Annotated in this window: 29 protein-coding genes; 11 read left to right on the top strand and 18 right to left on the bottom strand. The window is 41.0% G+C overall.

All coding sequences use genetic code 11. From position 1 onward, the window contains the following. Window positions 1-14: 14 nt before the first annotated feature. The 3 genes from QR42_RS05040 to QR42_RS05030 form a co-directional block, all read right to left on the bottom strand. Window positions 15-1,568 carry a fatty acid--CoA ligase family protein gene (locus QR42_RS05040; protein WP_039177615.1) on the bottom strand — a complete coding sequence of 518 codons (1,554 nt, stop codon included), beginning with the start codon at window positions 1,566-1,568 and terminating at the stop codon, window positions 15-17. Between the two features lie 172 nt (window positions 1,569-1,740). Continuing rightward, window positions 1,741-2,730 (bottom strand): lipoate--protein ligase, encoded by a 990-nt coding sequence (locus QR42_RS05035; RefSeq protein ID WP_024425472.1) that lies wholly within the window; start codon window positions 2,728-2,730, stop codon window positions 1,741-1,743. A 2-nt stretch (window positions 2,731-2,732) separates the two neighbouring features. Then, window positions 2,733-3,476 (bottom strand): MBL fold metallo-hydrolase, encoded by a 744-nt coding sequence (locus QR42_RS05030; protein ID WP_039177613.1) that lies wholly within the window; start codon window positions 3,474-3,476, stop codon window positions 2,733-2,735. A gap of 155 nt (window positions 3,477-3,631) precedes the next feature. Between QR42_RS05030 and yhfH the strand changes: the two genes are divergently transcribed. Next, on the top strand, window positions 3,632-3,769 hold the full coding sequence (gene yhfH, locus QR42_RS18875; RefSeq protein WP_008359029.1) for a protein YhfH: 138 nt from the start codon (window positions 3,632-3,634) through the stop codon (window positions 3,767-3,769). Between the two features lie 339 nt (window positions 3,770-4,108). Beyond that, window positions 4,109-5,398 carry a glutamate/proton symporter GltT gene (locus QR42_RS05025; protein ID WP_039177611.1) on the top strand — a complete coding sequence of 430 codons (1,290 nt, stop codon included), beginning with the start codon at window positions 4,109-4,111 and terminating at the stop codon, window positions 5,396-5,398. Between the two features lie 33 nt (window positions 5,399-5,431). Here QR42_RS05025 and QR42_RS05020 read toward each other — a convergent pair whose 3' ends face one another. The 7 genes from QR42_RS05020 to QR42_RS04990 all read right to left on the bottom strand — a co-directional run bounded on the left by QR42_RS05020 (window position 5,432) and on the right by QR42_RS04990 (window position 15,476). Beyond that, entirely contained in the window at window positions 5,432-6,481 is a 1,050-nt protein-coding gene (locus QR42_RS05020) for a M42 family metallopeptidase (protein ID WP_039177610.1), read from the bottom strand. A 144-nt stretch (window positions 6,482-6,625) separates the two neighbouring features. After that, window positions 6,626-8,935 carry a YhgE/Pip domain-containing protein gene (locus tag QR42_RS05015; RefSeq protein WP_039177608.1) on the bottom strand — a complete coding sequence of 770 codons (2,310 nt, stop codon included), beginning with the start codon at window positions 8,933-8,935 and terminating at the stop codon, window positions 6,626-6,628. Between the two features lie 64 nt (window positions 8,936-8,999). Continuing rightward, on the bottom strand, window positions 9,000-9,578 hold the full coding sequence (locus QR42_RS05010; RefSeq protein ID WP_039177607.1) for a TetR/AcrR family transcriptional regulator: 579 nt from the start codon (window positions 9,576-9,578) through the stop codon (window positions 9,000-9,002). Window positions 9,579-9,751: 173 nt separating this feature from the next. After that, window positions 9,752-11,164 (bottom strand): protoporphyrinogen oxidase, encoded by a 1,413-nt coding sequence (gene hemY, locus QR42_RS05005; RefSeq protein ID WP_039177605.1) that lies wholly within the window; start codon window positions 11,162-11,164, stop codon window positions 9,752-9,754. 22 nt (window positions 11,165-11,186) lie between these two features. Then, window positions 11,187-12,125 carry a ferrochelatase gene (hemH, locus tag QR42_RS05000; RefSeq protein ID WP_039177603.1) on the bottom strand — a complete coding sequence of 313 codons (939 nt, stop codon included), beginning with the start codon at window positions 12,123-12,125 and terminating at the stop codon, window positions 11,187-11,189. A 32-nt stretch (window positions 12,126-12,157) separates the two neighbouring features. Next, complete coding sequence (gene hemE, locus QR42_RS04995; protein WP_039177601.1) at window positions 12,158-13,216, bottom strand: uroporphyrinogen decarboxylase; 1,059 nt, start codon at window positions 13,214-13,216, stop codon at window positions 12,158-12,160. A gap of 124 nt (window positions 13,217-13,340) precedes the next feature. Continuing rightward, window positions 13,341-15,476, bottom strand: a complete 2,136-nt coding sequence (locus QR42_RS04990) for a transglycosylase domain-containing protein (RefSeq protein WP_039177599.1) — start codon at window positions 15,474-15,476, stop codon at window positions 13,341-13,343. Window positions 15,477-15,603: 127 nt separating this feature from the next. Between QR42_RS04990 and QR42_RS04985 the strand changes: the two genes are divergently transcribed. Then, entirely contained in the window at window positions 15,604-16,089 is a 486-nt protein-coding gene (locus QR42_RS04985) for an antibiotic biosynthesis monooxygenase family protein (protein ID WP_024425462.1), read from the top strand. Window positions 16,090-16,153: 64 nt separating this feature from the next. Here QR42_RS04985 and QR42_RS19570 read toward each other — a convergent pair whose 3' ends face one another. Beyond that, a complete protein-coding gene (locus QR42_RS19570; protein WP_228285951.1) occupies window positions 16,154-16,306 on the bottom strand; it encodes a hypothetical protein in 153 nt (50 codons plus the stop codon). 283 nt (window positions 16,307-16,589) lie between these two features. On the opposite strand from QR42_RS19570, the gene QR42_RS04975 reads away from it, so the two are divergent. Further along, a complete protein-coding gene (locus QR42_RS04975; RefSeq protein WP_039177597.1) occupies window positions 16,590-17,777 on the top strand; it encodes a M20 family metallopeptidase in 1,188 nt (395 codons plus the stop codon). A 232-nt stretch (window positions 17,778-18,009) separates the two neighbouring features. On the opposite strand, the gene QR42_RS04970 is transcribed toward QR42_RS04975, so the two are convergent. From QR42_RS04970 to QR42_RS04960, 3 genes are read right to left on the bottom strand one after another with little or no spacing between them, the layout of a single operon-like run. After that, window positions 18,010-18,717, bottom strand: a complete 708-nt coding sequence (locus QR42_RS04970) for an EcsC family protein (protein WP_039177595.1) — start codon at window positions 18,715-18,717, stop codon at window positions 18,010-18,012. A 53-nt stretch (window positions 18,718-18,770) separates the two neighbouring features. Then, window positions 18,771-19,991: an ABC transporter permease gene (locus tag QR42_RS04965; RefSeq protein ID WP_039177593.1), complete on the bottom strand. Its 1,221-nt coding sequence runs from the start codon at window positions 19,989-19,991 to the stop codon at window positions 18,771-18,773. Beyond that, window positions 19,984-20,724: an ABC transporter ATP-binding protein gene (locus QR42_RS04960; protein WP_039177592.1), complete on the bottom strand. Its 741-nt coding sequence runs from the start codon at window positions 20,722-20,724 to the stop codon at window positions 19,984-19,986. Before QR42_RS04960 ends, QR42_RS04965 begins: the two co-directional genes overlap by 8 nt. Window positions 20,725-21,211: 487 nt before the next feature. Between QR42_RS04960 and QR42_RS04955 the strand changes: the two genes are divergently transcribed. From QR42_RS04955 to QR42_RS04945, 3 genes are all read left to right on the top strand, one after another. Beyond that, window positions 21,212-21,640: an HIT family protein gene (locus QR42_RS04955; RefSeq protein WP_024425457.1), complete on the top strand. Its 429-nt coding sequence runs from the start codon at window positions 21,212-21,214 to the stop codon at window positions 21,638-21,640. A 159-nt stretch (window positions 21,641-21,799) separates the two neighbouring features. After that, window positions 21,800-22,879, top strand: coding sequence for a 3-phosphoserine/phosphohydroxythreonine transaminase (serC, locus tag QR42_RS04950; protein WP_039177590.1), 1,080 nt, complete (start codon window positions 21,800-21,802; stop codon window positions 22,877-22,879). Window positions 22,880-23,006: 127 nt separating this feature from the next. Next, window positions 23,007-23,525 carry a tryptophan transporter gene (locus QR42_RS04945; RefSeq protein ID WP_039177586.1) on the top strand — a complete coding sequence of 173 codons (519 nt, stop codon included), beginning with the start codon at window positions 23,007-23,009 and terminating at the stop codon, window positions 23,523-23,525. A gap of 49 nt (window positions 23,526-23,574) precedes the next feature. On the opposite strand, the gene QR42_RS04940 is transcribed toward QR42_RS04945, so the two are convergent. Continuing rightward, window positions 23,575-23,766, bottom strand: coding sequence for a membrane protein YhzF (locus QR42_RS04940; protein ID WP_024425454.1), 192 nt, complete (start codon window positions 23,764-23,766; stop codon window positions 23,575-23,577). A 128-nt stretch (window positions 23,767-23,894) separates the two neighbouring features. On the opposite strand from QR42_RS04940, the gene QR42_RS04935 reads away from it, so the two are divergent. Next, window positions 23,895-24,251 (top strand): YtxH domain-containing protein, encoded by a 357-nt coding sequence (locus QR42_RS04935; RefSeq protein WP_024425453.1) that lies wholly within the window; start codon window positions 23,895-23,897, stop codon window positions 24,249-24,251. Window positions 24,252-24,438: 187 nt separating this feature from the next. Further along, complete coding sequence (locus QR42_RS04930; RefSeq protein ID WP_039177583.1) at window positions 24,439-25,059, top strand: HTH-type transcriptional regulator Hpr; 621 nt, start codon at window positions 24,439-24,441, stop codon at window positions 25,057-25,059. On the opposite strand, the gene QR42_RS04925 is transcribed toward QR42_RS04930, so the two are convergent. After that, entirely contained in the window at window positions 25,037-25,381 is a 345-nt protein-coding gene (locus tag QR42_RS04925; protein WP_039177580.1) for a YhaI family protein, read from the bottom strand. The genes QR42_RS04930 and QR42_RS04925 overlap by 23 nt on opposite strands. 232 nt (window positions 25,382-25,613) lie before the next feature. Between QR42_RS04925 and QR42_RS04920 the strand changes: the two genes are divergently transcribed. Then, window positions 25,614-26,135, top strand: coding sequence for a DUF3267 domain-containing protein (locus QR42_RS04920; protein WP_039177576.1), 522 nt, complete (start codon window positions 25,614-25,616; stop codon window positions 26,133-26,135). 82 nt (window positions 26,136-26,217) lie between these two features. Continuing rightward, window positions 26,218-26,403: a hypothetical protein gene (locus tag QR42_RS19565; RefSeq protein WP_072368131.1), complete on the top strand. Its 186-nt coding sequence runs from the start codon at window positions 26,218-26,220 to the stop codon at window positions 26,401-26,403. 51 nt (window positions 26,404-26,454) lie between these two features. Here QR42_RS19565 and QR42_RS04915 read toward each other — a convergent pair whose 3' ends face one another. Further along, the gene (locus QR42_RS04915; RefSeq protein WP_017360317.1) at window positions 26,455-26,544 is read right to left on the bottom strand and encodes a YjcZ family sporulation protein; all 90 of its coding nucleotides are present in this window, start codon (window positions 26,542-26,544) and stop codon (window positions 26,455-26,457) included. A gap of 145 nt (window positions 26,545-26,689) precedes the next feature. Further along, window positions 26,690-26,776 (bottom strand): YjcZ family sporulation protein, encoded by an 87-nt coding sequence (locus QR42_RS18860; RefSeq protein ID WP_008361129.1) that lies wholly within the window; start codon window positions 26,774-26,776, stop codon window positions 26,690-26,692. Between the last annotated feature and the right edge of the window lie 85 nt (window positions 26,777-26,861).

Below are 26,861 nucleotides of genomic sequence, written 5' to 3'. Positions count from 1 at the left end.
GAGACTCCCTTTTTTTATTTACTTTCTTCTGCTTGATACTTTTCCTTTAGCGCTCTTCTTAAAATTTTACCTGTTGTGTTTTTAGGAATATCATCTATGAAATGGATCGTTTGGGGCTGCTTATATTTCGCTAAATAGCGTGAACAATGTGTAATGATGTCTTCTTGATTGATGTGAGCATGTTTCTTAGGGGAAATGTAACAGACGACTGCCTCTCCTGTGTTTGGGTCTGGCACACCGATGACAACGGCTTCTGCTACAGCTTCATGTTGATAAAGTACTTCTTCTACTTCTCTTGGATACACATTATAACCGCCAACAAGAATCATATCCTTTTTCCGGTCGACAATATAAATATATCCTTCTTCATCTCTTCTTGCCAAATCGCCAGTATACAGCCAGCCGTCTCTTAGTGCAGCTTCCGTATCTTCTGGCATTTGATAATAGCCTTTCATGATGTTTGGCCCTTTTGCTATCAGCTCTCCGACTTCATTTGGACCGACTTCTTCTCCTAGTTCATTCACTATTTTATTCTTCACATTCATAATGTCAGTCCCGACAGAACCTGGTTTTCTTTTTCCGTCAAGCGGATTAAATGCAGTCACTGGTGATGCCTCTGATAATCCATAACCCTCAAGGACCGTAACACCGAACTTTTTCTCAAAGCCATGAAGTAAGGCAACAGGCATGGAGGCACCGCCTGATATACAGATCCTCACAGATGCCATCGCTTTATCATGCCCCTCCTGGCGGTACAAATAGTTATACATGGTGGGCACACCAACAAATAGCGTTGGCTTCTCTTTTTCCATCATGCGCAAAAGCTCTGATGGGCTGAAATGCGGCAAGACATAAATCGTCGCACCATGAATCAACGGTGCATTCATACAGACTGTTAAACAAAAAACATGGAACATTGGCAAAGCGGCAATGACCTTGTCCTTTTTATCAATCGATAAATACTCAGCGACATCTCTGGCATTTGAATAAAGGTTGAAATGAGTCAGCATTGCACCTTTTGGTTTTCCTGTCGTGCCAGATGTAAATAAAATAACAGCGGTATCATTTGGCTGAATGGAAGGATGTACATTCTCATTCGCAGCTCCTGACACAAGCTTTCCAAAGAAAACAAGTCGATCAGATACTTCCTTGAAGCTTGATCTGCACGCCGATTCATTTTCTGCACAAATGATGACTCTTTCAATGGACGGAAGCTGCTCATACACCTGCTCGTACACTGGCAGAAGCTGTTCAGGCGCCACAATACCTTTTACATCGCCTGTGATGAGCATATACCCAATTTCACTAGGTGTGTATGTTGGGTTAATAGGTACTACGACAAGTCCTGCCTTTAATGCGCCAAAAAAAGAAATGACAAAATGCGGTGAATTTCCTAAAATAAGCGCGATATGATCCCCAGCTTGAAACCCTTCGTTGACTAATCCATCTGCAAAACGCTCGATACTTGTCATCAGCTCTCGATAGGTCCACTTCTTTCCTTCATAGATCAGTGCGATATTTTCTCCCTTCGTCATCGCCGTCTGCTGAAGATTTTTGATCAAATCCATTCTCCCACCCCTTACATGTCATCAATGAATGAATGACCATTCATTTTATGGCCGAACATTCCTCCTTTCTATTATAATAGACAATCGAAAAAATCCACAAGATCAAATGTAAATCGCTTTCATTTCCTTCAATCAAAAAAGCACCGCTATCTCTAGCCGTGCTTTCACGCAATTAATAAATCAAATCAAGAAAATCCTCTTTTGATACATTGCCGAAATAGTGGCGCATATCCATATCTTCTAAGACGTCACTGATCGTTTTACGATCATATTGCTGCCCAATGAGCCGCTTCTCAATATCGGCAATATCCCCTACGCCAAAGAAATCACCAAAGATTTTGCAATCCTGGATCATCCCTTTTTTCACTTCTAATCGCAAATCAATGGAGCCTGCAGGGAATCTCTTAGAATGCTGTAAATTAAATTTTGGTGAACGGCCATAGTTCCATTCCCATTTTTGATAGCGATCTCGGGAAATTTCGTGAATCTTTTCCCAATCCTTTTCGGTCAGGCGATATTGAGGCACGTCCCCATTTGTATCAAAAATGTAGCTTAAAAGAATTTTTCTAAACTCTTCTGTTGTCATTTTTTGATCCATCAATTCACTGATATTGGCAACCCTGCTTCTAATCGATTTGATGCCTTTTGATTCTATCTTTTCTTTTTTCACATTTAGAGCCGAAACGACATGTTCAATTTCTGAATCAAATAGCAGCGTGCCATGGCTGAAAATACGTCCTCTTGTTGCAAACTGGGCATTTCCAGAAATTTTACGTCCATCTGCCATGATGTCATTTCTGCCGCTCAATTCAGCTTTTACACCTAGCTTTTCAAGCGCTTTGATGACCGGCTCTGTGAACTTTTTAAAGTTATGGAAGCTGTCCCCATCATCTTTTGTGATAAAGCTGAAGTTTAAGTTTCCTTTGTCATGGTAAACTGCACCACCGCCAGATAAGCGGCGCACGACTTTGATTCCGTTGTCTTCCACATACTTCGTGTTGATTTCTTCTATTGTATTTTGGTTCTTTCCAATAATGATTGACGGCTGATTGATGTAAAACAGCAAATACGTTTCTTCTGGATCTAAATATTTTAAGCAATATTCTTCAATTGCCAAGTTAATCATTGGATCATAATGTTGTTCGTTATCGATAAACAGCATCTCTATCTTCCTTCCTTGTTCCATCTAAGCCCTGAATGGGCAAGCTGTATATTGCCAGTATATAACGCCTGTGCTTCATTGACTAGGTCTTTATGACGACCAAAATGGGGCAGATGGGTGATGATGAGTTCCCCAACATTTGCTTCCTTTGCAATCTTCCCTACCTCTGTACTGTTCATATGTCCAGCACCTGATCCATCCTGTCCAGCGTAAAAATTGCTTTCGGCTATGAGCAGATCTGCTCCCTTGCTAAAAGGAATAAATGCCTCCTGATAGCTTGAGTCTGCTGTATACACGACCACAGCATCCTCTGCCTGAATTCTCATAGCATAGCATTCTGCCGGATGAACCGTTTTCAAAAAATCAATTTGAAATGGTCCAAGCTGAATCCCTTCTTCTGGCTGATAAGGCTTTGCCTTTGTATGTACATCATCAGAAAGCCGTCCAAATGCTTCTTGATCACCAGTATGTCCATAGATCGGAAGCTGGCCGCTGCTTTTTCCTAAATGATATCCCACTAGCTTCGCATATTGGAGTGGTCCGATATCTGCAATATGATCGTGGTGATAATGAGAAAGGAGAACAGCATCTAGTTCTTCTATATCAATGTATTGCTGAAGCTTTGAAAGAACACCGCTTCCGCAGTCTACAAGAAGCCTGAAGCCATTCGATTCAAAAAGGTAGCCTGATGTCGCTTCACCTGCTGCCGGAAACCCTCCATAGCATCCAATTACGGTTAATTTCATCGTCATTTTCCCTCCTTTTCTAAAAATCCCCTTCTTACAATATACCCATTTTTCATGGAAAAAGCATTCTTCTTGCCTATTGTTACAAAACAGATTGACAAATATTAATCTGTTATAATACAATGATAGCAACAAAACGTATTGGAGGATGACAAATGCTAGGAAAAATCACAGAGTTTTTTAGAAATTTGCCCTCAAAGAAATGCACAAAATGTGGAAATGATTTAATGGAACAGCACGAGTGTTACGGTAATGAATGTGAGGAATGCTCACAAGTAAGTTATCTTAAATAAGGGAATAAATTGAATAAAAAAGCACTTTTTCCCTCCTCCGTCAGTTGGAGTCAAAAGTGCTTTTTATTTTTTCTGAAAAATAGGTAAAAAGGTAAAACCCTTGTCACAAAAGGGTTTTTTAGTATTTTTATATGATGAGTTTTAGTTCTGAAGACACTTTTTATTGACTAAAAACAATGAAGGAGGTTCTAAATGTCTATTTTTTCTAACAATTTTGTATTTTCTTAATATAATTTTATCGTGGACGAACCTCTTTAATTTTAGTTATACTTTAATTCATATATTAAAACTTAATATGATGGGAATATTCCTTTAATGAATATGTTAGGGAGGAAATCTATGAAAAAATTAAAATTTGGATTGGCTACTCAAATCCTAATCGGTCTTATTCTCGGTGTCGTTGTTGGGGCAATCTTTTTCGGTAACCCAGGAGTCGAGACATACTTAAAACCAATTGGAGACTTCTTCTTAAGACTCATTAAGATGATTGTCATACCAATTGTCGTATCCAGCTTAATTTTAGGTGTTGCAGGTGCGGGTGATGGTAAAAAAGTAGGGAAACTAGGTTTTAGAACCATTCTTTATTTTGAAATTATCACAACATTTGCGATTATCCTTGGCCTTGTCCTAGCAAACTTTGTACAGCCTGGTGCAGGCGTTGACTTTGGAAATACGGAAAAACAAGATATTAGCCAGTATGTTGAAACGGAAAAAGAGCAAAGCAGCAAATCAGTTGCTGATACGTTCCTTCATATCGTTCCAACGAACTTCTTCCAATCATTGGCGGAAGGTGATTTGCTTGCGATTATTTTCTTCACTGTGCTGTTTGCACTTGGCGTTTCAGCGATTGGGGAACGCGGTAAACCAGTGCTCGCCTTCTTCGAGGGTGTATCACATGCCATGTTCCATGTCGTTAATGTTGTGATGAAAGCTGCACCATTTGGTGTATTCGCACTCATTGGTGTGACCGTATCAAAATTTGGTCTTGAATCTCTTATTTCATTAGGTAAGCTTGTAGGTCTTGTTTATTTTGCGCTCGCTCTCTTCCTTATCGTTGTATTCGGAATTATCGGAAAGATGATTGGCGTCAATATTTTCAGATTTCTTGCTTACATGAAAGACGAAATGCTTCTTGCCTTTAGTACATCCAGCTCTGAAACAGTTTTACCAAGAGTCATGGATAAAATGGAACGCATCGGATGTCCAAAAGGAATTGTTTCGTTCGTTATCCCAATCGGTTATACGTTTAACCTGGATGGCTCCGTCTTGTATCAAGCCATTGCTGCGCTTTTCCTTGCACAGGTATATGGCATTGACCTCACGATCGTCCAGCAGCTTACACTTGTTCTTGTACTGATGGTAACATCTAAAGGAATGGCTGCCGTTCCTGGTACTTCATTTGTTGTATTACTCGCGACATTAGGAACGATCGGTGTACCTGCTGAAGGTCTTGCATTTATTGCAGGTGTGGACCGTATCATGGATATGGCACGGACTGTTGTGAACTTAACAGGAAATGCACTTGCAGCTGTTGTGATGTCTAAATGGGAAGGGCAGTATGACCCTGAAAAAGGACATCGCGTGATGACAGGACAAGAGGTACCCGAGCCAACACAGCTTTCAAGCTAATGAAAAAGAACCCCATCTATCGGGGTTCTTTTTTTATGCTGTGATTAATGGTGATTGAACATAGTGATAAAGAAGATCTGCAGTATGGACAAGTGAATCTTCATGTGTTCTTTCAAAGGCATGCGAGGAATCTATACCAGGACCAATCAGTCCATGAATGATATCATGCCCTGCTCTAATGGCTGCTGATGCATCAGAGCCGTAATAAGGGTAAATATCAAGGCGGTAATCAATGTTGTGCTCTTCTGCTAATGCAGCTAAATGCTTGCGTAATCCATAGTGATAAGGGCCGCTCGAATCCTTTACACAAATCGATACACTGTATTCATCTGTTGACTGACCGTCACCAATCGCGCCCATATCTACAGCTAGATATTCCACCGTTTCTTCTGGAATATTCGAGTTCCCGCCGTAGCCAATTTCTTCATTATTAGAAATTAAGAAGTGCGTCGTATGCGGCAATGTGATATTTTCCTTTTGAATTCTGTGGATGAGCCGCAAAAGTAGCGCCACACTTGCCTTATCATCCAGATGTCTTGATTTAATAAAACCTGAAGACGTCACTTCCACTCTCGGATCAAATGAGATAAAGTCCCCTACTTGAATGCCAAGTGCTTTGACATCGTCTGCATCTTTCACCTTTTCATCGAGACGAATCTCCATATTTTCTTGGTTTCGTTTCGCTTTTCCAGCATCCGCATAGACGTGCACGGATGTTTGATGCATAAGAATGGTCCCTGTGTATGTATGGCCTGATGCTGTTTCAATTTCACAATATTCGCCTTCAATTGAGTTATACTGAAAGCCTCCAATAAGTGCTAGACGAAGCCGTCCATTTGATTTAATTTCCTTAACCATCGCACCGAGCGTATCGACATGCGCTGTCAGCATGCGATGTTCTTTGTCATCTGTTCCTTTAATGGTGGCAATTAATCCGCCTTTTCGATTTCGTTTTGTCTCAATGTTCAAATCTTGTAAAAAACGTTCAACAAAGCCGATCACTTTTTCTGTATTTCCTGATGGACTTGGGATTGATACAAGCTTTTGAATCAGCTGAACGGTTTCATTTACTTCAGTAGTCATTCGGCATTTCCTCCTTTGTCTGAAAGCAATTCCTTCCATGTATGCCTTTTTCAGCATCTCTTCTTAAAATATATCGCTTCAGGTTCGAGATGTCTAATTTCAAATGAAAAATCCTTCCTCTATTAAAGAGAAAGGATTCATGGATTAAGCTTCGTCCTGTTTCATTTTTCTTACGTTCCAAGCAAAGTATGCTGTTGTTGCCGCCATCATGATGATCGCAACTGTACCAAGGATCGCTGCTTGGTGCCATAAATAGCTGTCATCACCGCTTGCAATGATCGTTCTAAATCCGTTGATTGTATACGTCATTGGAAGCAGACTGTGAATGACTTGGAAGAATTTCGGCACAAGCTCAAGCGGGAATGTACCAGCACTTGCTGCGAGCTGAAGAACCAAGATGATAACAGCAATGAAGCGTCCTGGGTTCCCCATTGTTGTCGCCAGCAGCTGAATGATCGCTAAGAATGTCAGACTGACGATAATCGCAAAGAGATAGAAGCGCCAGAGGCTTTCCACCTCAAGACCGAGCCCAAAGATGAGCAAGGAGCTTGCAATAACTGCTTGTAGGATACCGACAAAAAAGAGCACACTATATTTGCTGAAAAACCATTCAAACGCATTTCTAGGGCGTCCAGCAGGGTCTTTCATTGGGAAGACAACGGTGAGCATGAGAGCCCCTACAAAGAGTCCCATCGATAAAATATAAGGTGTGAGTCCTGTACCATAATTATCAATCTTTTTCGCTGTATCATTTTCTGTTTTCACGGGACTCGCAATCATATTGTAATTGTCTTGACCCGCATCAATTTCTCCTGTTTCATCAGCGGCGCTTTTTAATTTATCGGACAGCTTACCTGTTCCGCTCTTTAAATCTCCCAATCCTTTATCGAGTGATTTTGAGCCTTCAGCAAGCTTAGATGTGTTGCTTTGGATATTCGTTGAACCACTTTCCAGCTTATTTAACGCTGCGCTTAGCTGGCTTGAACCATTTGCAAGCTTATCTGCACCGCTTTTCGCTGTATCAAGCTTTCCATTTGCTGTCTGCAGACCATCTTGTAATTGGCCTTGACCTGTTTGAAGCTTCAGTGCACCTTGATACAATTTATTCGTACCAGATGTCATTTGATCAATCGCATTTTGTATCGCGACTGTAGATGTGTACAGCTGTTCTGTTTTCTGTGGCAGCTGTTTGACTTGCTGCAGCTGAGCTTTTGCAGAAGCAACCGCAGATTGAACCTCACTTGCATCAGGCAGTTCCTGCAAGGCCGCTAAGCTTTGTTCAAGTCCAGACAGATCAGGGAGTTCGATTTTAGGCAGACTGTCAAGCTGATCCATTGCCGCCTTTTTCTCTTCATCTGTCATTGAGCTGTTTTGGATAATGCTTTTTACTTTAGCATCTCGATTCGATAACGCTTCTTTTAATGAAGCAAGTTTTGTACTAAACGTTTTTGCGTCTTTTTTCACCTGATCGAGTTTAGGCGCCATCTTTTCAAGATTCGCTAATTCTGGTGATGACAAGACTTTTTCTACTGCTTCAATTTTTTCTGAAAAGGATTGTGCTTTGTTGTTTAGCTGCTCAATGCCCGCTGTGAATTGCGGCATTTTAGAAGCGAGCTGCTGATGGCCTTCCCGGCTTGTGTTTAACCCTTCAGTCAATGTATCAATTCCTGAACCAAGCTCTCCAAATTTCTGATCGATGGTTTGATAGCCTGTTAAGAGCTGGCCAAGTCCGCTGTCAAGAGATTGTATCCCTGTGTTCAGTTCACCCATTTTACCAGCAAACTGATGAACACCTTCGCTATAGGTTAACGTTCCTTCAGCCAATTTTGCTAAATTGTCTTTTAACTTGTTACTGCCATCTTTTGCACTTTTTGTTCCGTCATCAATTTTCTTCGCACCATCGCTTGCTTGATCTAAGCCTTTTGCAATCGTTTTGAAGTTATCAAAAATGACCTCTGCGTAATTTTTTGTGACTTCCTTTGAAACCGAATCTTTTAATTTGATAATGGCATTATTCGCAATTTGTGACGCCGCATAGTTGGCGCCTGGATTCGTATAATATTTCAGATTCGATTTTTTTGGATGTTTATCAAGGACTGTACTTGCATTTTTCGAGAAATCCTTTGGTATTTCCACGACGAGATAATAATCCTCGTTATTTAATCCCTTCACTGCCTTTTCTTCACTATCAACAAAGTTCCATTTGAAATTATCGTTTTTCTTTAATTCCTTCACTAAATCATCGCCGACATGCAGTGTTTTCCCGTCATAGTGACTGCCTTCATCCAAGTTGACCACTGCTACAGGCAATTGATCGACTGTACCATATGGATCCCAGTACGCTTTTAAAAATACGCCACTGTAAATCAGCGGAATAAATAACACAGCGAAAATCGGGATCAGTAGTTTTTTGCTCGTCACAATGTCTTTCCATTGATTCCGAATTAAATTCATTGCTGTTTTCCTCCCATAGATGAATGACTAAATTTAGAATTTGGTCATTTGAACTTAAAAAAAATTATGTTGCGGCTAAAAGTCCTTTGAGTACATAAAGCTCCAGCGACTCGGCCACCTCTTCTTTTGTTAAAGGGTCGTATCGCTTTTCCCAATCAAAAATAAGTGCAATATATAGTTTCACCATCACAAATGCAGTCAATTCAGGATCACATGGCTTAATATCGCCTTTATCAATCGCTTCTTTTACTTTCGTTTTAACATAGCGAATGATCATTTGCTCCATCTTCTCAATCATTTCCTTGACCGCTGATGTGCCAAGCTCCGCATTTTCCTGAAAGATTTTGATTGTGAGCTGGTGGTTTTTTCGAAATTCCAATATTGCAAAGAGTGCTAAATGAAGGTTTTCAGAGAAACTTTTCTCCTCATCCATTGCTTCATCTGCAATTTTCCTCATCTCTATTAAAAGGGATGTGAAAATTTCATCGAACAGCTCTTCTTTGTTTTTAAAAAAGGTATAAATGGTTCCTTTTCCGACGTTGGCCAGCTTCGCCACAAGATCCATTGTGGTGGCTTTATACCCAAATTGAGTAAATGCCTTCGTAGCCCCGTCTAAAATCATTTGTCTCCTATCAACACTCATGATCTCACTCCCAAAATGACTATTTGAACGTTTTGGTCATTAAGTACAGAAAGTAATATACCACATCCTTTTCTCCGGATGCAACAACTTTGTTCACTTTTATGATTCACAACTCTTTTTGAATGATGAGAACACGAAAAACTCCCTTTCCTTGGTAGAAAAGGGAGTTTGTTTTATGAAAATAGATAAGATACAGCCTCTGAAATGGCCGCTTTTCCTTGATCAATACAATCAGGGATTCCGACACCTTCAAAAGCAGCACCTGTGATATAAACACCAGGATATGATTGCTTAAACGTTTCTCGCATGTTCGAAATGGCTTTCTGATGACCGACGTGATACTGCGGCATGCTCGTCTTCCAACGAGTCACTGTCGTCAGTTCTGGATCTGCTTTAATATCCATAATTTTCTTCAAATCCTCCAGCACAATGCTGACGATTTGATGGTCTGACTGTTCGACAATTGATTCGTCGCCAGCCTTCCCTACATAAGCACGCAATAGCGTTTTTCCTTTAGGAGCTGTATGCGGCCATTTTTTGTTCGTCCACGTACAGGCTGTAATAGAGAAATCACTGTTTCTTGAGATGACAAAACCAGTGCCGTCATATTCATTATGAACATCCTCTTCTTTAAAACCGAGTGCAACTGTTGCAACAGAAGTAGATGTCATATCATGCAAGTACTCAAGTCCCGCTTCTTTTGGAAACATGGAATAGATCGATTGATGAGGAGTTGTCACAATGGCTGAATCGGCAAAAAGCGTTTGACCGCTGTCTAATTGCACTCCATAGCCCCCATCAGTTTTTTCAATCTGCTTCACTTTTGTCCCTTTATAAACCGTTGTCAGCTTGAGCTTGCTTTCTACTGCTTCAACAAGCGCTTGCAGTCCTTGATTGATCGTTTGGAACTGCCCTTGTTTTTTCGCTGTCACTTGCTGCGCTTTCGCATGCTGCTGTGATTTTTTCATCCCAAGAATCAAACTGCGATGCTTTTGTTCTGTTTGATAAAACTGCGGGAAGGTGGACATTAAGCTGAGGCGGTCAATGTCACCTGCATAAATGCCTGATAGAAGAGGTTCGATTAAATTCTCAACTACTTCATCACCGACACGTCTTCTAAAAAATTCACCGAGCGACTGATCTTCTGTCTGCTTGCTTTTTGGCAGTACGAAATCCATTGCGGCTCTCGCTTTTCCTGCAACTGAAAAAAGACCGGTTGTGATGAATGGGCTGATTTGAGTTGGAATACCCATGACAGCGCCTTTTGGCATCGGGTGAAGGGTTTCATTGACTAGTACATATGCTTGTCCTGTTTCATTATTGACGAGCTGATCCGCGAGACCAACATCCTTCGCCAGCTGCGGTCCACTGACCTTTCTTTCTAAAAATGAATCAGGTCCACGTTCAATGATGTACCCGTCTTTATATAATGTTTGTATTTTTCCACCTAGCCTAGGGCTCGCTTCAATAAGAGATATTTGAATGGGAAGACCTTTTTCTTCGACTTCCTTTTCCAAATAGAAGGCGGCGGCTAAACCAGTGATGCCACCGCCAATGATGACAAGGTGTTTTTGATTGTCATGCATAGGATCGCCTTCTTTTATATAATTACTTGCTTTCGTCAAGCTTCTTTAATACGACAGTTGCGAGAGCATCAATAAATGCTGGTTTCGCATTTGGCATTTCTGGACGATAGTAGGCTGCACCGATTTCATCTGTCACAACTTTACATTCATAATCGTTGTCGTATAACACTTCTAGATGGTCAGCGACAAACCCAACAGGCACATATACGAACGTTTTATAGCCTTTTTGTTCGAATAGGTCCCGTGTTAAGTCTTGAACGTCAGGTCCAAGCCATGGATCAGGCGTATTGCCTTCACTTTGCCAGCCAATTTCATAATGTTCAATTCCTGCACCTGCTGCAATCATTTTGGCAGATTGTGCGAGCTGATCAGGATATGGATCTCCTGCTGCAATAATTTTTTCAGGAAGACTGTGTGCAGACACAATGAGTACGGCTGATTCTCTTTCCTCTTCACTCATCGATGCATACGTATCCTTCACTTGTTTCACCCAATAGTCCACAAACTTCGGCTCATCGTACCAGCTTTCCACAGACGTAATCTTCAGATTGCCAAGCTTGTCTGCCTCATCTTGTGCACGCTTGTTATACGATTTCACGCTAAAGGTTGAAAAATGCGGGGCAAGAACAATACTCACTGCTTCTGTGATGCCGTCTTTGTGCATCTCTGCAACTGCATCCTCAATGAATGGTTCAATATGCTTTAAGCCAATGTAGACATGAAATTCAATGTCGTCTCGGATGTCGTTCAAATGATCACACAAACCATTTGCCTGCTGTTCTGTAATTTTTGATAAAGGAGATATACCGCCGATTGCCTTGTAGCGATCCTTCAAATCTTGCAGCATCTCTGGCTCCGGTTTTCTGCCTCTGCGGATATGTGTATAATAACGTTCAATATCTTCTTCTTTATATGGGGTGCCATATGCCATGACAAGAAGTCCCATTTTCTTTTTCTCCACAACCAACACTCCTTCAGATCATTTGAAATAGTTTAGATGGATGATTTTTTATATTTCGCTGAATAATCGTGAATAAAATCTGTCAGCTTCTTTAACGTATCTGGTGAAACATCAGGAAATACCCCATGACCTAAGTTAAAGATAAAGTGATCTGATTTCATTCCTTGATCTAAAATATCTTTTGCTCTTTCTTCAATGACTTCCCAAGGAGCAAGTAAGATGGTTGGATCAAGGTTCCCCTGTAACGTTTTTGTGAGCCCTTCTTTTCTCGCTTCATCTACACTCATACGCCAATCCAGTCCAACCACATCAAGCGGCAGATCGTGCCAGTCTTTCGCTAGATGGCTTGCACCAACTCCATACATGATCATTGGGACATTTTCAGACTTCAGCTCTGTGAAAATTCGCTGCATGACAGGCTTAATGAATGTCCGGTAATCTGCTGCATTTAAAGCGCCAACCCATGAGTCGAAAATTTGAAATGCACTGACCCCGGCTTTTACCTGCGCGCGTATGTACGTGATCGTCATATCAGCTAACTTGTTCATGAGCAGCATCCACGCCTCAGGATCACTGTACATCAGCGCCTTTGTTTTATGATAATTTTTAGATGGACCGCCTTCAATCATATAGCTTGCCATCGTAAATGGTGCGCCAGCAAAACCGATAAGTGGAACATTCAGCTGCTCCTTCGTTAAAAGCTGAATGGTATCAAGCACATATGGCAGGTCTTCTTCAGGATGAAGTTCCCCAAGACGTTCGATATCTGCTTTAGATCGAATCGGTGCATCAATCACAGGTCCAATTCCATTTTTAATTTCTACGTCCACTCCAATAGCCGGAAGCGGGGTCATAATATCTTTATATAAAATAGCAGCATCTACACCATATTGTTCTACAGGAAGTCTTGTTACATAAGCACATAACTCTGGCTGATGCGTAATTTCAAATAGCCCGTATTTTTCTTTAAGGGCACGATATTCAGGCTGTGAGCGTCCTGCCTGTCTCATATACCAAACTGGTACATGGTCTGTTTTTTCCCCTTTACACGCCTTTAAGAACGTGTCATTAAAAACCTTCGTTTTTCCCATTACCTTTCATTCCACCTTTCGCCTTACACTCTCTTTGCATAAGGCTCAAACACTGCTTTTACTATACCGCGTTTTCAAGGCACGGTATACTAAAGCGGCTCAATGTTCAAAAAATCGCCGAATATTAACGTCCAAAAGACTCTGGCTTGACATACGCACTGCCTTCGCCTTCTTCTTGTGTTTGGGTATTATATGGAACAACTTTATACTCTGCGTTTGAAAATACATTGGCATACGGCATTGTATAACTGCCCACGCCTGTCACTGTGTCGATCAGCGTCTCGCCTCCATTTCTCTTTTCATAGATGCGGTATTCAACGCGTTTATCCTCCTGCTTGTCCCAAGACAGCTCTAATGTAAATAATCCTTTGATTTTAAACGCATAGCGGGCTTCAAATCCTGATACTCCCTCTAAATGGATAGGAGATTGAAGCTCTTTTATTCCCTCTGGTTTTTCAAACGTTTCATTGGTGATTTGAGCTGCTGTTAAAATATCTTTAAACAGCTGCACTGGGTATTGACTGCCCCCAGTTAAATAGTGGCTGTTATCGGTTTTGTCATACCCCATCCAAATCGCACCCGTTGTACTAGGCGTATAACCGGCAAACCAAGCATCCTTTGTTGCACCTTTCACACCCGAATATGTGGTCGTCCCTGTTTTACCAGCTAAATCTCCAGCGTATGAACCGCTCTGGGCTGTCCCGCCTTTGACAACTTGCTGAAGCATTCTTGTCATGTTCCATGCATTCTGCACGCTAAACACTCGTTCTTGCTTACCACGATTCTTTTCTACAGTTTCTCCTTCATCATTGGTGATCTTTTGAATAAAGAAAGGCTTTTTATATACGCCTTCATTGGCAAATGTATGGAAGGCTCCAGCGATCTGTAATGGCGAAACTCCTTTTTCTAAACCGCCAAGCGCAATAGCTAAGCCTTTATCAGAGATATCTATCCCCATTTTCTCGAGATATGACTTCGACGTATCAATGCCCAGCTGGCTTAACGTCCACACAGCAGCGGTATTTTTACTTTTCATGAGGGCTTCCATCATTGTGACCCGGCCCTCATACTGCCCATCGTAATTCTTAGGTGAGTAGCCGTCATAGCTTTTTTCTTTGTCTTCAAGCAGCGAATAAGGTCTGAATTTTTTCTCCTGCATTGCCGGACCGTACACCGCGATCGGCTTAAAAACAGATCCCGGCTGCCTAACAGCTGTCACCCTGTTATAGCCTCTCGCCTGATATTCTCGTCCTCCAATGGCTGCTTTCACTCCACCAGACTCGTTATCAATAAATACGGCGCTGCCTTCCGGAGAACCGCTTTTTCCCGGGAAATAACGGTTGTTCTTCATCGCATCATATGCAGTTTTTTGCAGATTCATATCAATCGGTACTTTAATGGTATAGCCGCCTTGAAGCAATTGTTCATGTGAAATGGCATACTCTGATTCTGCTTCTTTTATGATGAGATCAACATAGCTGTCCACCCAAGGTGTTTCTGATTTCTTTTTTAAATGAATGCCTAGTGTTCTCCCTTTTGCTTCTACCGTTTCTGTTGAAGACAAATATCCTTGTTCGTTCATTAAATTCAGGATGGTGTCCCGCCTTTGTTTATTTTTATCAGGGTGTAGAACAGGCGAATAAGTAGATGGTGCCTTTGGCATCGCAGCGAGAGTAGCACCTTCGCTGACCGTTAAATCTTTGACATCCTTACTAAAGTAATAATTGGCTGCTGCCTGAATACCATAAACACCATGGCCGAAGTAAAGCTGATTCAAATACATTTCAAGCAGCTTATCCTTGGAATAATCTCTTTCTAAATTAATGGCAATAATGACTTCTTTCGTTTTTCGAAGAAAGGTTTTGTCATTTGTGAGAAAAATATTTTTTGCGAGCTGCTGAGTAATTGTACTGCCGCCCTCTACCTTTCCTCCTGCTAATATATCTCGATAAACCGCCCTTGAAATAGACTGTGCATCAATTCCGTGATGCTCATAAAAACGCTTGTCCTCGACAGCCACAAAGGCTTTTGCTACTTTATCGGGCACCTCTTTTAACGACACAGGGTCCCGATTTTCTGAATACATGCTTGTGAGTTCTTTTCCATTCTGGTCAATGATTTTGGAGGAAGCGTGAAAAACAAGCTTCTTTTCATCTATGACATAATGTCCTAAAAATAAAATCGTCAGATAGCCAATAAATGAGAGTACGATTGTACTTCCTGCAATGACTAATGGAATGATTATCTTCTTTTTCTTCAAATTAGGTCACCTCATTCCTTTATACGGATAGTATGGGATGTATTGCTTCATAATATGTTTTATGGATTGACTGCCAAAGAATTATATATCATTCTTTTGTTATACTATCAAGCAGGAGGCGGTTTAGATGAATTTCTATATTACATATGGAACAGCAGATTTTTTGCATAAAATCGCAAAAAAACACCATCTGGAAAATCTGCTTTATATGGTCGGGAAAGAACAAGCAGCTCTTTTTCATGAAACGGAGGGTGAGACTGTATTTAAAGCCCCTCATGCCTATGATGTGATTTATGCGAAAGGCGAGCTTGTCCAATCTGGTTTCGTCACCTTGAATCATATCCCTGTTAAGCTTGAAAGCAGAGCACTCTTTGAATCCACCTTTCAGAAAAAGACGAACATCTCAGAACATCAGCGCGGCTTCCAAGCTATTCGCGTTTTAAGACCTCAAAAAGATGAAGAAGTTTATTTGATTTTGACACTTTGGGAATCAGAGGACTTATTTCAAGACTTTCAAGAATCAGAAGCATTCTTTCAGCCACACGAGGATACAGGCTCCATTTTCTCTCGTCCGGCTTACCTCACATCCTACCATGCCGTCACAGACAATTAAGGAAGTGCTGCTCTCAGCACTTCTTTTTTTCATGAAAAAAAGCCCAATCGCTGGGCTCTTCATTTTATGAGCTTGATTTCAGCTCGTACCGATGAATGATCGGCTGAAGCACATAGAAATTCAGCAATATCCAACCCAATAAGACCGGCCATTTCAACATAGGTGAAGCACCTTTCAATTGAACGAGCAGCACCAATAGCGGAATCAAACAGATCATGAAAAAACTCATTTTTGAGACAAACGTTTCTTTGATTTGATGCCGGCAGCTTGGACACATCATCATTTTCGTATGTGATAAATGAAACTTTTCGACGAAAGAAAATGTTTTTGAACAATTTGGACAGCTTCCCAACGCTACTCCTCCCTTTCCCTGCTTCATATCAACTTCGACTTTTATGCAAAATGACCTTTTGATACTGACCACGAAATCCTCTTCTGTTGAAAGATTCTAACAATTACCATACAATCAGTAAAAGAGCATGAAGGAGGTTTTCGATTCAATGACAATATCCACTTTACAGAAAAGCATCAATGAACGTCTTGATGAACATTATGAGGAAATGGTTGAAATTAGACGCCATCTCCATATGAATCCTGAACTTTCTTTTCAGGAAGAAGAAACAGCCGCTTTCATCGCCAGCTACTATGATACATTACAAATCCCTACGCGTACTCAGGTGGGCGGTCATGGCGTACTCGCTTTTATCGAAGGAGCTTCTCCGGGGCCAACCATTGCCCTCAGAGCTGATTTTGATGCACTTCCCATCCACGATGAAAAAGATGTACCTTACAAATCAACAAAACCTGGAGTGATGCATGCGTGCGGTCACGATGGGCATACTGCGACACTTCTTGTATTAGCAAAAGTTTTGCATACACATCGTGACCAATTAAAAGGAAAGATCGTCCTCATTCATCAGCATGCGGAAGAATATGCTCCCGGCGGTGCAAAACCAATGATTGAAGACGGCTGTTTAGACGGTGTCGATGTGATATTTGGTACGCACCTTTGGTCTTCAGAGCCTTGTGGCACGATTCTTTATAAAAGCGGAAACTTTATGGCAGCCGCCGATCGTTTCTCTATTCAAGTCCAAGGGAAAGGCGGACACGGTGCCCAGCCTCATTTAACAAAAGATGCCGTACTCATCGGTTCACAAATCGTCGCAAACCTGCAGCAAGTCGTTGCCCGTAAAGTCAATCCGATTGATTCTGCTGTAGTGTCTGTTGGAGGTTTTGTCGCAGAGAATGCCTTTAATGTCATTGCAGATTCAGCTGTTTTAACTGGTACTGCACGATCCTTTGAAGAAAGTGCACGGCATATCATCGAACGAGAAATTGAACAGGTGGTAAAAGGGGTGTGCCAGATGCATGATGCTTCCTACACATATGAATATGTGAGAGGATATCCAGCTGTCAAAAACCACCCGAAGCCTACTGAATATATTGCGGACGTCGCAGAACAGACGGAAGGTGTAACAGAAGTAAAAGAAGCGGAAACCCAAATGGGCGGAGAAGACTTTGCTTACTACCTTCAGCATGTCCCTGGCACCTTCTTCTACACAGGCGCCATGCCGGAAAACAGCCAGGATGTGTATCCACATCATCATCCAAAGTTCGATATCAACGAAAAAGCAATGCCTGTCGCAGCAAAGGTACTCGCTAACGCCGTTCTTTCCTACAATGAATAAAAAAAAGCCGCTGTCCTCAGCGGTTTCAGCGTGTAGACAAACCCTCGCATTCGGTTTCAGGTCTGCGCTCCGGTGCTCACGAATGTCCAATTCGCTCCGTTCCGCTGCTCGTCCTTCCTAGACTGAAAAGGTTTTTTCTATCACGCTGTGCTGAAAAGAAGACAAAGGGCTAAAATAAAAATTATTTTAGCCCTTTGTCAACAATCTGAAGCCGCTGTCCTCAGCGGCTTTTCTAATTCATATCTTTCAATATTCGCAAGTGAAATACATGGCGTGCGACCTCTCCGAGCTGTCCTGTCAGCTGATGATTTGCCACGCCGCCAACAGCGGCTCCGACGACCGGCATTAATTGAAACAGCTTCACAAGATCAATGTAATCTCGATACTCCTGCTGAAAGCTGTACCAATCCATTTCCTCTCGGCTCGTTTCCCAATCATCTATGATCTTCATCATTTTTTGACGATGTGCACTGCTGGAAAAAGCGAGTTGAAATATACAGAGCAAAAAGAGTCTTTCTTCCTTTTGAGATAAATCAAAGCCGTAAATACACGCCAGCTCATAAAGGCATTTCATCTTTATGCTCAGCAGCAGCGGAAAGTCTGCCATTCCAAGGAATAAACCGCCTGCACCTGTTCCAATCCCTTCGACGGCAGCCGCCTTCTGGTAATACTTCACTTTATCCTTTGCCAGTTCATTTCGTTCTACAAGAGATAATTGTTCATCAATCACTGAAAATGAAGTGAAGTGTGATCCTGATACGGTGGATTCAACCATTGTTTTGACTGCACTAGTGATGACTTGATGAAACCTGGCAGGAATTCGGCGGTTCACCTGCTGCTGAACTCCTTTTGAAAACCGTTCGATCTTTGAAGGTTTTCTTAAAAAACGTGTTTGAAAAAGAATGGCTTCTTCATACAACTCCCGTTCAGCTGCATTCATCCGGTCCCCTCCTAGATGTCATCATACGCGCGTTGTAAATAACATACCTCCACTTATCTCATCTTTTTTAACCTGCTTTGTACGTAAGGCTTAAAGAGGACAAGCACAAACGCTACAGAAATGAGAAGGGCAAGTCCGCTTCCCTGCCAGCCTCCTGCTGGAAGTACCGCACAGCTCAGCAATATCGATTGGATGATGAGCACATTACGGACGAGAACAAAAAAGCTTCGATCCTTTTCTTTTTGAGAAACTGGATAAAGTGCCTGTAATGAAAGATGAGCAAAGTGCTTCGTTAAAGGCACAAGCTGTACACCTGTGATAAATACTGTGAATAAGACAAGCAACGCACCCACCCAGCCTGCTGCACCTGTATACAAAATAATCAGGACAAACACGGCCGTTAATCTAAACACCAGACCAAAATAGTCATTTGAGCGTACAAACGCCCTCACATACATATAAGAAAAAGTTTTACGCTGATCGTAAGGAACAAACTTCAACATCCAGTCCATGTATGCTCTTCTTTTCACCTGTTTCTTTAAGTGAGGCACATCGGTAAATAAGTTTGCCAAACGATAAAAGCGCTGCTTCCGTTTTAATTCATCAGAAATATGCAGTTCCCATTGAAAAGGCTGTTTTTTCACTGCATTTGTTAAGTAGACGAGATAGACACCGTAGATAAGATAAAAAACGATTGCAATCACATAGGCTGCCTGTAAGACGGTGTAGATCAACATCATATTTAATAGAAAACGAAGGGCTGCATCGAGCCATCTCACGTGTTTTCCTTGAAAATAAGTCATTCTCCATTGAATGGCTGTATTCAAACCCTTTATCAAAATCATTTGCGCCAGTATCAGCACATACCCCGTGATGCCTCCTGAAGACACTGCCGAATAAAGCGGAAGTGCGACAATGGATACAGCAATGAGAGGAAACAGCTGAGAAATGAAGCTAAAGTTAAAAGCTTGTTTTAAGTAAGGCTCCATCTTCCCTTCTAAAGGAAGCAAAAACACAAGATCGGCTTCTTTAATTAACGTACGTACGTATGAGCTTGTAAGTACTAACGAGAAAACAACTGCCATCACCCAGTAGGATGGGAAGTGAGCCGGAATCTGTTTGAGCCAGCTGCTGTACCAGCTTGCTCCGCCTGCAAGGAAAAAAATGAGCACAATGACAAGATGATCGTTGAACATGTATTTTAAGTATTTTCTTGTTTCTTGTATGTGTTCCTCTAATCTTGATTTCCAAATAGTAAGCGTTGTTTTACTCATAGGTTTCTTCCTTTGTTAATTCCAAATAAAGATCATCGAGTGTCGCGTCTCTCATATTGAACTGTTCTCTCAGCTCTGCCAGTGTTCCTTTCGCTCTGATTTCCCCTTCGTGCAAAATAATAAAGGAATCACAATAGCGCTCAGCTGTCGCTAAAATATGCGTTGACATCAGGACACTAGCACCGCTTTTCTTCGCAGCATTCATCCGTTCAAGCAGTGCATTGATCGCAAGAGGATCAAGCCCTAAAAACGGTTCATCGATGATATACAGCTCTGGTTCCACAAGGAATGCACACATAATCATGACCTTCTGCTTCATTCCTTTTGAAAAATGAGCAGGGAACCATTTCAGCCGTTTCTCCATCCGAAATTCTTTCAGCAACGACGGCAGCCGTTCGTCTAATTGTTCCTTCGATAGACCGTAAGCCATCGCTGTCAGCTCTAAATGCTCTTTTAACGTTAATTCTTCATATAAAACAGGTGTCTCAGGAATAAATGTAAATTGTGAACGATACGCCTCTTGGTCGTCTTGAAGGGTTCGTCCATTCAATTCAATGACACCTTTATGCGGTTTCATAAGCCCGATAATATGGCGGATGGTTGTACTTTTTCCCGCCCCGTTTAAGCCAATGAGACCGACGATTTGATTTCTTTCTAATTCAAATGAAATATTTTTTAGAACGGGATTCTTCGTATATCCACCCGTTACATCTTTTACAGTGAGAAGGGACATGAATTCGTTCCTTTCTTTCTTTTTTCCTTTATAGTAACAAAAACGAATGATAATTTGAAATGTTTACCTATAGACGAGTCATGAATAAAAAATAGGCGCTATGGTCATCATAATGTATGTAGAAGAAATGAACTTGATGACCAATAAGTAAATGAGGTGTTTGTTAAAGGCAAAGAACCGCATGACAAGTTGGTTTTTCATCTAAAAACCTTAGCTTCTGTTTTGCTTCACTGATTCTTGATTTTTGTGTCCTATACAATATGTATACGACAAACCAAAACGTCAAATGAGGTGTTTACGGCAGAAATAGCAGGCATATGAATTCTTTATTTCAGTAAATAGAGAATTCAAAAGGCATATCGAATGAAAGCATCAGCATTTCTTCTGCAGGAGCAGGATGAGCGACCAAAGGAGTTCGCTTGTCCTGTTTTCTTTTTTGCTTCTTTTTGTGATACGATAAAGGAAAAATAATGAGGAGTGACATGGCGTGAGCGACTGCATTTTTTGCAAGATCATTGATGGAGACATTCCATGTGCAAAAGTATATGAAGACGAGCATGTATTGGCTTTTCTTGATATCAGCCAAGTAACAAAAGGACATACCCTTGTAATCCCGAAAATACATAAAGAAAATATCTATGAGATGACACCAGAAGTGTCTAATCATTACTTCCAAGCGATTCCAAAAATTGCAAGGGCGATCAAACAGGAATTTGAACCAATCGGGTTAAACCTCCTGAACAATAACGGCGAGAAAGCCGGACAATCGGTGTTCCATTACCATATGCATATCATTCCGCGCTACGGCAAAGGCGATGGCTTTGGTGCCGTATGGAAATCACATCAAGATCAATACACGTCAGAGGATTTAAAAGACATTTCTTCTGCCATCCACACGCGGCTTACCTCATCTTAACAGATGAGGTTTTTCTTATTTTCGCCCCTTTTCATCGCTTTCACCTTTTAATAGTAAGATATTTTGAACGATTCAAATTTTTTGTCCAAATGCTTCAAATTTGTGATAGGATGGTTTTATCTTTTGATCCATTAACGCGAGAAATAGGGAGAGATTGTGATGAAGCGAACGACAAATTTTAATGCTGGTCCGGCGGCACTGCCGCTAGAAGTGCTTCAAAAAGCACAGGAAGAACTTGTTGATTTTAAACAAACTGGGATGTCTGTGATGGAGCTTTCTCATCGCAGCGGTGAATATGAAGAAGTCCACAATAAAGCAAAAGCGCTTTTGGTGGAACTGATGGACATTCCTGAAGATTATGAAGTCCTCTTTTTACAAGGCGGAGCTAGTCTTCAATTTGCGATGATTCCTATGAATTTCTTACATGAAGGCGAAACAGCTCATTTCATTCAAACAGGCGCTTGGTCAGAAAAAGCCTTGTCAGAAGCAAAAGGGTTTGGTCAGACATCTGTCTTTGCTTCAAGTGAAGATGACAACTACTCGTATATTCCAGAAGTAGATGCTTCCGGTTTAACAGATGGCGCTTACTTACACATCACATCAAACAATACGATCTTCGGCACACAGTGGAAAACGTTCCCACAAACGTCATTGCCGCTCATTGCGGATATGTCCAGTGATATTCTCAGCAAAAAAATAGACGTTTCTTCATTTGATCTCATTTATGCCGGGGCACAAAAAAACCTAGGGCCTTCTGGCATCACGATTGTGATCGCACGTAAACGTTTATTAGAGAAAGAGAAAAGCAGTACGCCAAAAATATTAAAATATTCAACACACGCAAAAGCTAACTCTCTTTATCACACACCACCGACTTTTGCGATTTATATGCTGTCGCTTGTCCTTGAGCATGTTAAACAAGCTGGCGGTGTAGAAGCAGCGGAAAAACGCAATGAACAAAAAGCAGGCATTCTCTACGATACAATTGATCAAAGCGGCGGTTTTTATCAAGGACATGCGCGTGCTGACAGCCGTTCGCATATGAATGTCACCTTTACTCTTCGCGATGATGCACTTACTTCTTCCTTTGTGGAAAAAGCAAAGCAAGAGCAAATGGTTGGACTTGCCGGCCACCGTTCTGTCGGTGGATGCAGAGCATCTATTTACAATGCGGTCTCAATTGAAGACTGCCAAAAGCTTGCGGACTTTATGAAAAAGTTCCAGCAAGAAAATAAGTAAAAAGGCTTTTCTATAGGGAAATAAATTTGTTATAATAACGAGAAATATAAAGTCATGACTCTTGCAATAAATGATGAGCCATATTATTGGAGAGTCCTATAAGAGCTTAGCAGAGGAGAGCATAGAAATGAAAACAAAAGAATTAGTGATTATGTCATTGCTTGCAGCAATGGGAGCTGTTTTGCATACGATTTTCCCGCCCATCTTCTTCGGAATGAAACCTGATATGATGCTGGTCATGATGTTTTTAAGCATCATCCTTTTCCCAAAGGTTCAGCATGTCGTCGTGATTGCGCTAGTGACTGGAGTCATTTCTGCATTAACAACGGGATTCCCAGGCGGACAAATTCCGAATATGATTGATAAGCCAGTGACAGCCTTTATCTTCCTAGCCCTTTTCTTATCTTGCTCGAAGATAAAGAACAAAGTGGTGCTGACCGCTGTGTTAACTGCGATTGGAACCATCGTATCCGGCGTGATTTTTTTATCTGCCGCTTTACTGATCACTGGACTGCCAGCTGCATTACCGGCACTTCTTGTGGGCGTCGTCCTGCCAGCAGCTGTGATTAATACCATCGCTATGGTATTTGTCTTCCCAATTGCTCAGTCCATTTTGAGACGTGCAAGAATGATAGAAGTTGCTTAACGAATAACCGAACCTCTTCATGATAGATGAAGAGGTTTTTTTCATGCTTTTATAAAAGAAAAAGGGTCAGCAGCAAAATGAGGAGCGAAATCCCTGCACCTGCCGCACACACAAGTGCTTTTTGTTTTAAGACATGTTTTGGCGGATAAGACCCTGCATACCCAAGCTGTCTTGCATAATGAATAGAACCACCTGTAAAAACGATGACGATACACATAAAAACGAACAGAAAGACAGACAACCTTCTCCCCTCCCTTTTCTTCAAAAGTATGCTAAAATAAAGCAAGCTATGTATGGAAGTTCAATGAAGCTGATCGTCAGCTCAGAGAGAACATGCGAATGTGTAAAATTTGACTAGAGGTGATTTGAATGGCTAGTGGACGTTCTTTATTAACAGGATTATTTGTAGGCGGTCTCCTCGGAGGTGCGGCAGTGCTCCTGACGACTCCCTCTTCTGGCAGAGATGTGCGCGGAAAAGTGAAAGACGGCTATGACAAATTCGAAGATACGCTGACAAAATTAAAAAGAGATGGACAAGCTTTAAAAGAGCAAATTGTGGAAACAGCAAAAGAAAGCGCAGAGGTGATTAAAGAAGTCGGATCTGAATTGCAAACATCGATTCAGCAATGGCGTGAAGAAATCAAACCTCATCAGCAGGACTTACAAAAGGAAATTCAGGAAATTGAGGAAAAGCTCAAACAACTGGAGAAAACCTTACAAAACTAATATACTCACAAAAAAATATTCGTTTACAAAAGTGTGCGGGGTGCGTATCCCGCACTTTTTTTGTTGAAAAAAGGTTATTTTGTCAATGTTTTTCATGACTTTTAAAAATTCTTGAATTTTCAGCTTTATTAATCTTTATTTTATTGGCATAATAGAATTACAAGAAAAAGAGAAGTAGGTGAAATGGATGAATCATTCGGAACAGCCTTTCGATGTAAAAGAAGCACTTTTATTCAGTCAAAGAATGGCCCAATTGAGCAAAGCTCTTTGGAAATCCATTGAAAAGGACTGGCAGCAGTGGATCAAACCGTATAACCTAAATATCAATGAACATCATATTTTATGGATTGCGTATCAATTAAAAGGAGCTTCAATATCAGAAATTGCAAAGTTTGGCGTCATGCATGTATCAACGGCGTTTAACTTCTCCAAGAAACTGGAGGAACGAGGATTTTTAAAATTTTCTAAAAAGTTAAACGATAAACGCAATACGTATATTGAGCTAACGCCAAAAGGCGAAGAGACATTCCATAAACTACTCGAAGATTTTGACCCGGCACGAACTGGTATTGTCAAAGGCGCACAGCCGCTTCATGACATTTACGGAAAATTCCCTGAGATTTTAGAAATGATGTGCATCATCCGAAACATTTATGGTCAGGATTTCATGGAGATTTTTGAGAAATCGTTTTCAAACATTGAGAAGGACTTTTTGAATGAGCGAGGAAAAGTCACGAAAAAGACTGAGGAACTTGAAAACTCAGCTGAGGCAGCAGAAAAAGCGGCTAACACAAATCAAATTGTTTAATGATCTTTATAAATTCATTCATTAACGGCTGAAATAGTCCTTGATCATGCAAAGCAAATATGGTCTCATGAACATCCAGCTTTTCAATTAATTGTCCCGCAAAAAGCGCGAGGAGATCGTCAAACATGACGTAGCCTTGTGCTTTTTGCTTATCCATTTCCTCTGAAAGCTCAGCACAAATACGCTCAATTCCCTCTGCCTCTTCTTTCGATACACGCTGCCTGATCAATAACGCATAATATGGATAACGGCTCATATCGGTTGCCGTCAATAAAAGTTCCATATAATATTCAAGCTGGCTCATTCGTTCCTCAATACTCATGTACGTTCCCTCTTTCTCTTAGTCCTTCTATTTTAGCCGAAATTACTCATTGACGAAAGAGACGAACCTCCCCCTTCTGTTCTTTTTTCTTGAAAAATCCAAAGTTTCCTCTCTTTATTCCATTTGAAGGCAGCATTTTATTTTTTTTCATCAAAACCATTGATTTTTATCCTCAGGAAGAGTAAATTATCTTGAGATATTCAATTCGATTTTTAGATTGGAAGGATGAAAAATGAATTGTTGGAAGACCATTAATCTTGAAAAGGATTATGGTTATACGAGAATGATGATTTCTGCCATAAGTCTTGCTATCCTTTTTTTCATTATGGCATTTTTATGTTTTCAACTGACTCATCCTGAAACGAGGCTAAGCAGCCATAACGCACCGCTTTTTGCCGTGCTCTTACTTGTGACATTGCTTGTCCACCGTGTGGTTCACTTGATCCCAGTGATGAAAAATAAGAAAAAAATGACGCTATTTATGAAACGAAATTGCTGGCAGCGCGTTCCTAAAAAAGTGATGCTTTTTTCACTTCTCAGCCCGTTTTGTGTCATCTCACCGGTTTACTTTGTATTAGGCGTGGCGTTTCCCATGTATGCACACTATTTTATCATCATCGCAAGTATACATGCAGGCTATTGTTTGCCTGACTTTTTATTTGCATGGAAGCTGCTCAAAGCACCTAAATCCTGCATCATCGATCAAGCTCAAGACGAGTTTGATATTTTAGTTGACCAAACTTCCTCATCATGAGGTTTTTAAAGCCAACTTCTATCTTTTTCATAAAAAATTTGGTAATGTAGTATGGGAATAGCATAGAGAGGGGGGATCTCCGATAGTTTTATTTTACTTCATCGTCTTTGCCGCGTTTATTGTGTATTCAATAAACAGGCTTACTAATACATTATGCCTTGTCAGAGAGATTCCTGAAGAACGGCAAGATAAGGTGTTTCGCTTTATCAATGTATCGATACTGATCTTACTTATCTCATCATTTGTTGAAATTACCATTTCCATTTAAGATCAAAGCAAAAGCTGCCAGTTTGAGGGCAGCTTTTTGTGTATATTTTAATTAGCAAATCCAAGATGCACCGATGATGATCAATAAGATGAATAATACGACGACTAGTGCAAAACCGCCAGCAAAGACTTCTCCTCCCATGTAAAAACACCTCCTGCCAGTTCTTCCTCTGTTCTAAGCTCAGTGTATGCAGAAAAATAAAAAGCGTTTAGGCACCTGTCATCGTTTGAAAAAAGAACCGCCCTCACGCACGGCAGGACGGCTCCCTTCTGTCACAGCGATTTAATTAGTAAAGATATGCTGCACCAACGATGATCAGCAAAATGAATAGCACGACCAATAAAGCAAACCCATTAGAATATCCTGCTCCCATATAATTCAGCCTCCTTTTTGTGATCACTATATGTGTATGTCGCGCGCAATTTTTTGACTAGACGAATGCCCTTCCATTTGCATTT

Origin of the sequence: Bacillus sp. WP8 (assembly GCF_000800825.1) — a bacterium.
Taxonomy (GTDB): domain Bacteria; phylum Bacillota; class Bacilli; order Bacillales; family Bacillaceae; genus Bacillus; species Bacillus safensis.
The sequence above is the reverse complement of the archived record's forward strand: the minus strand, read 5'-3'. Positions and strand labels throughout refer to the sequence as shown.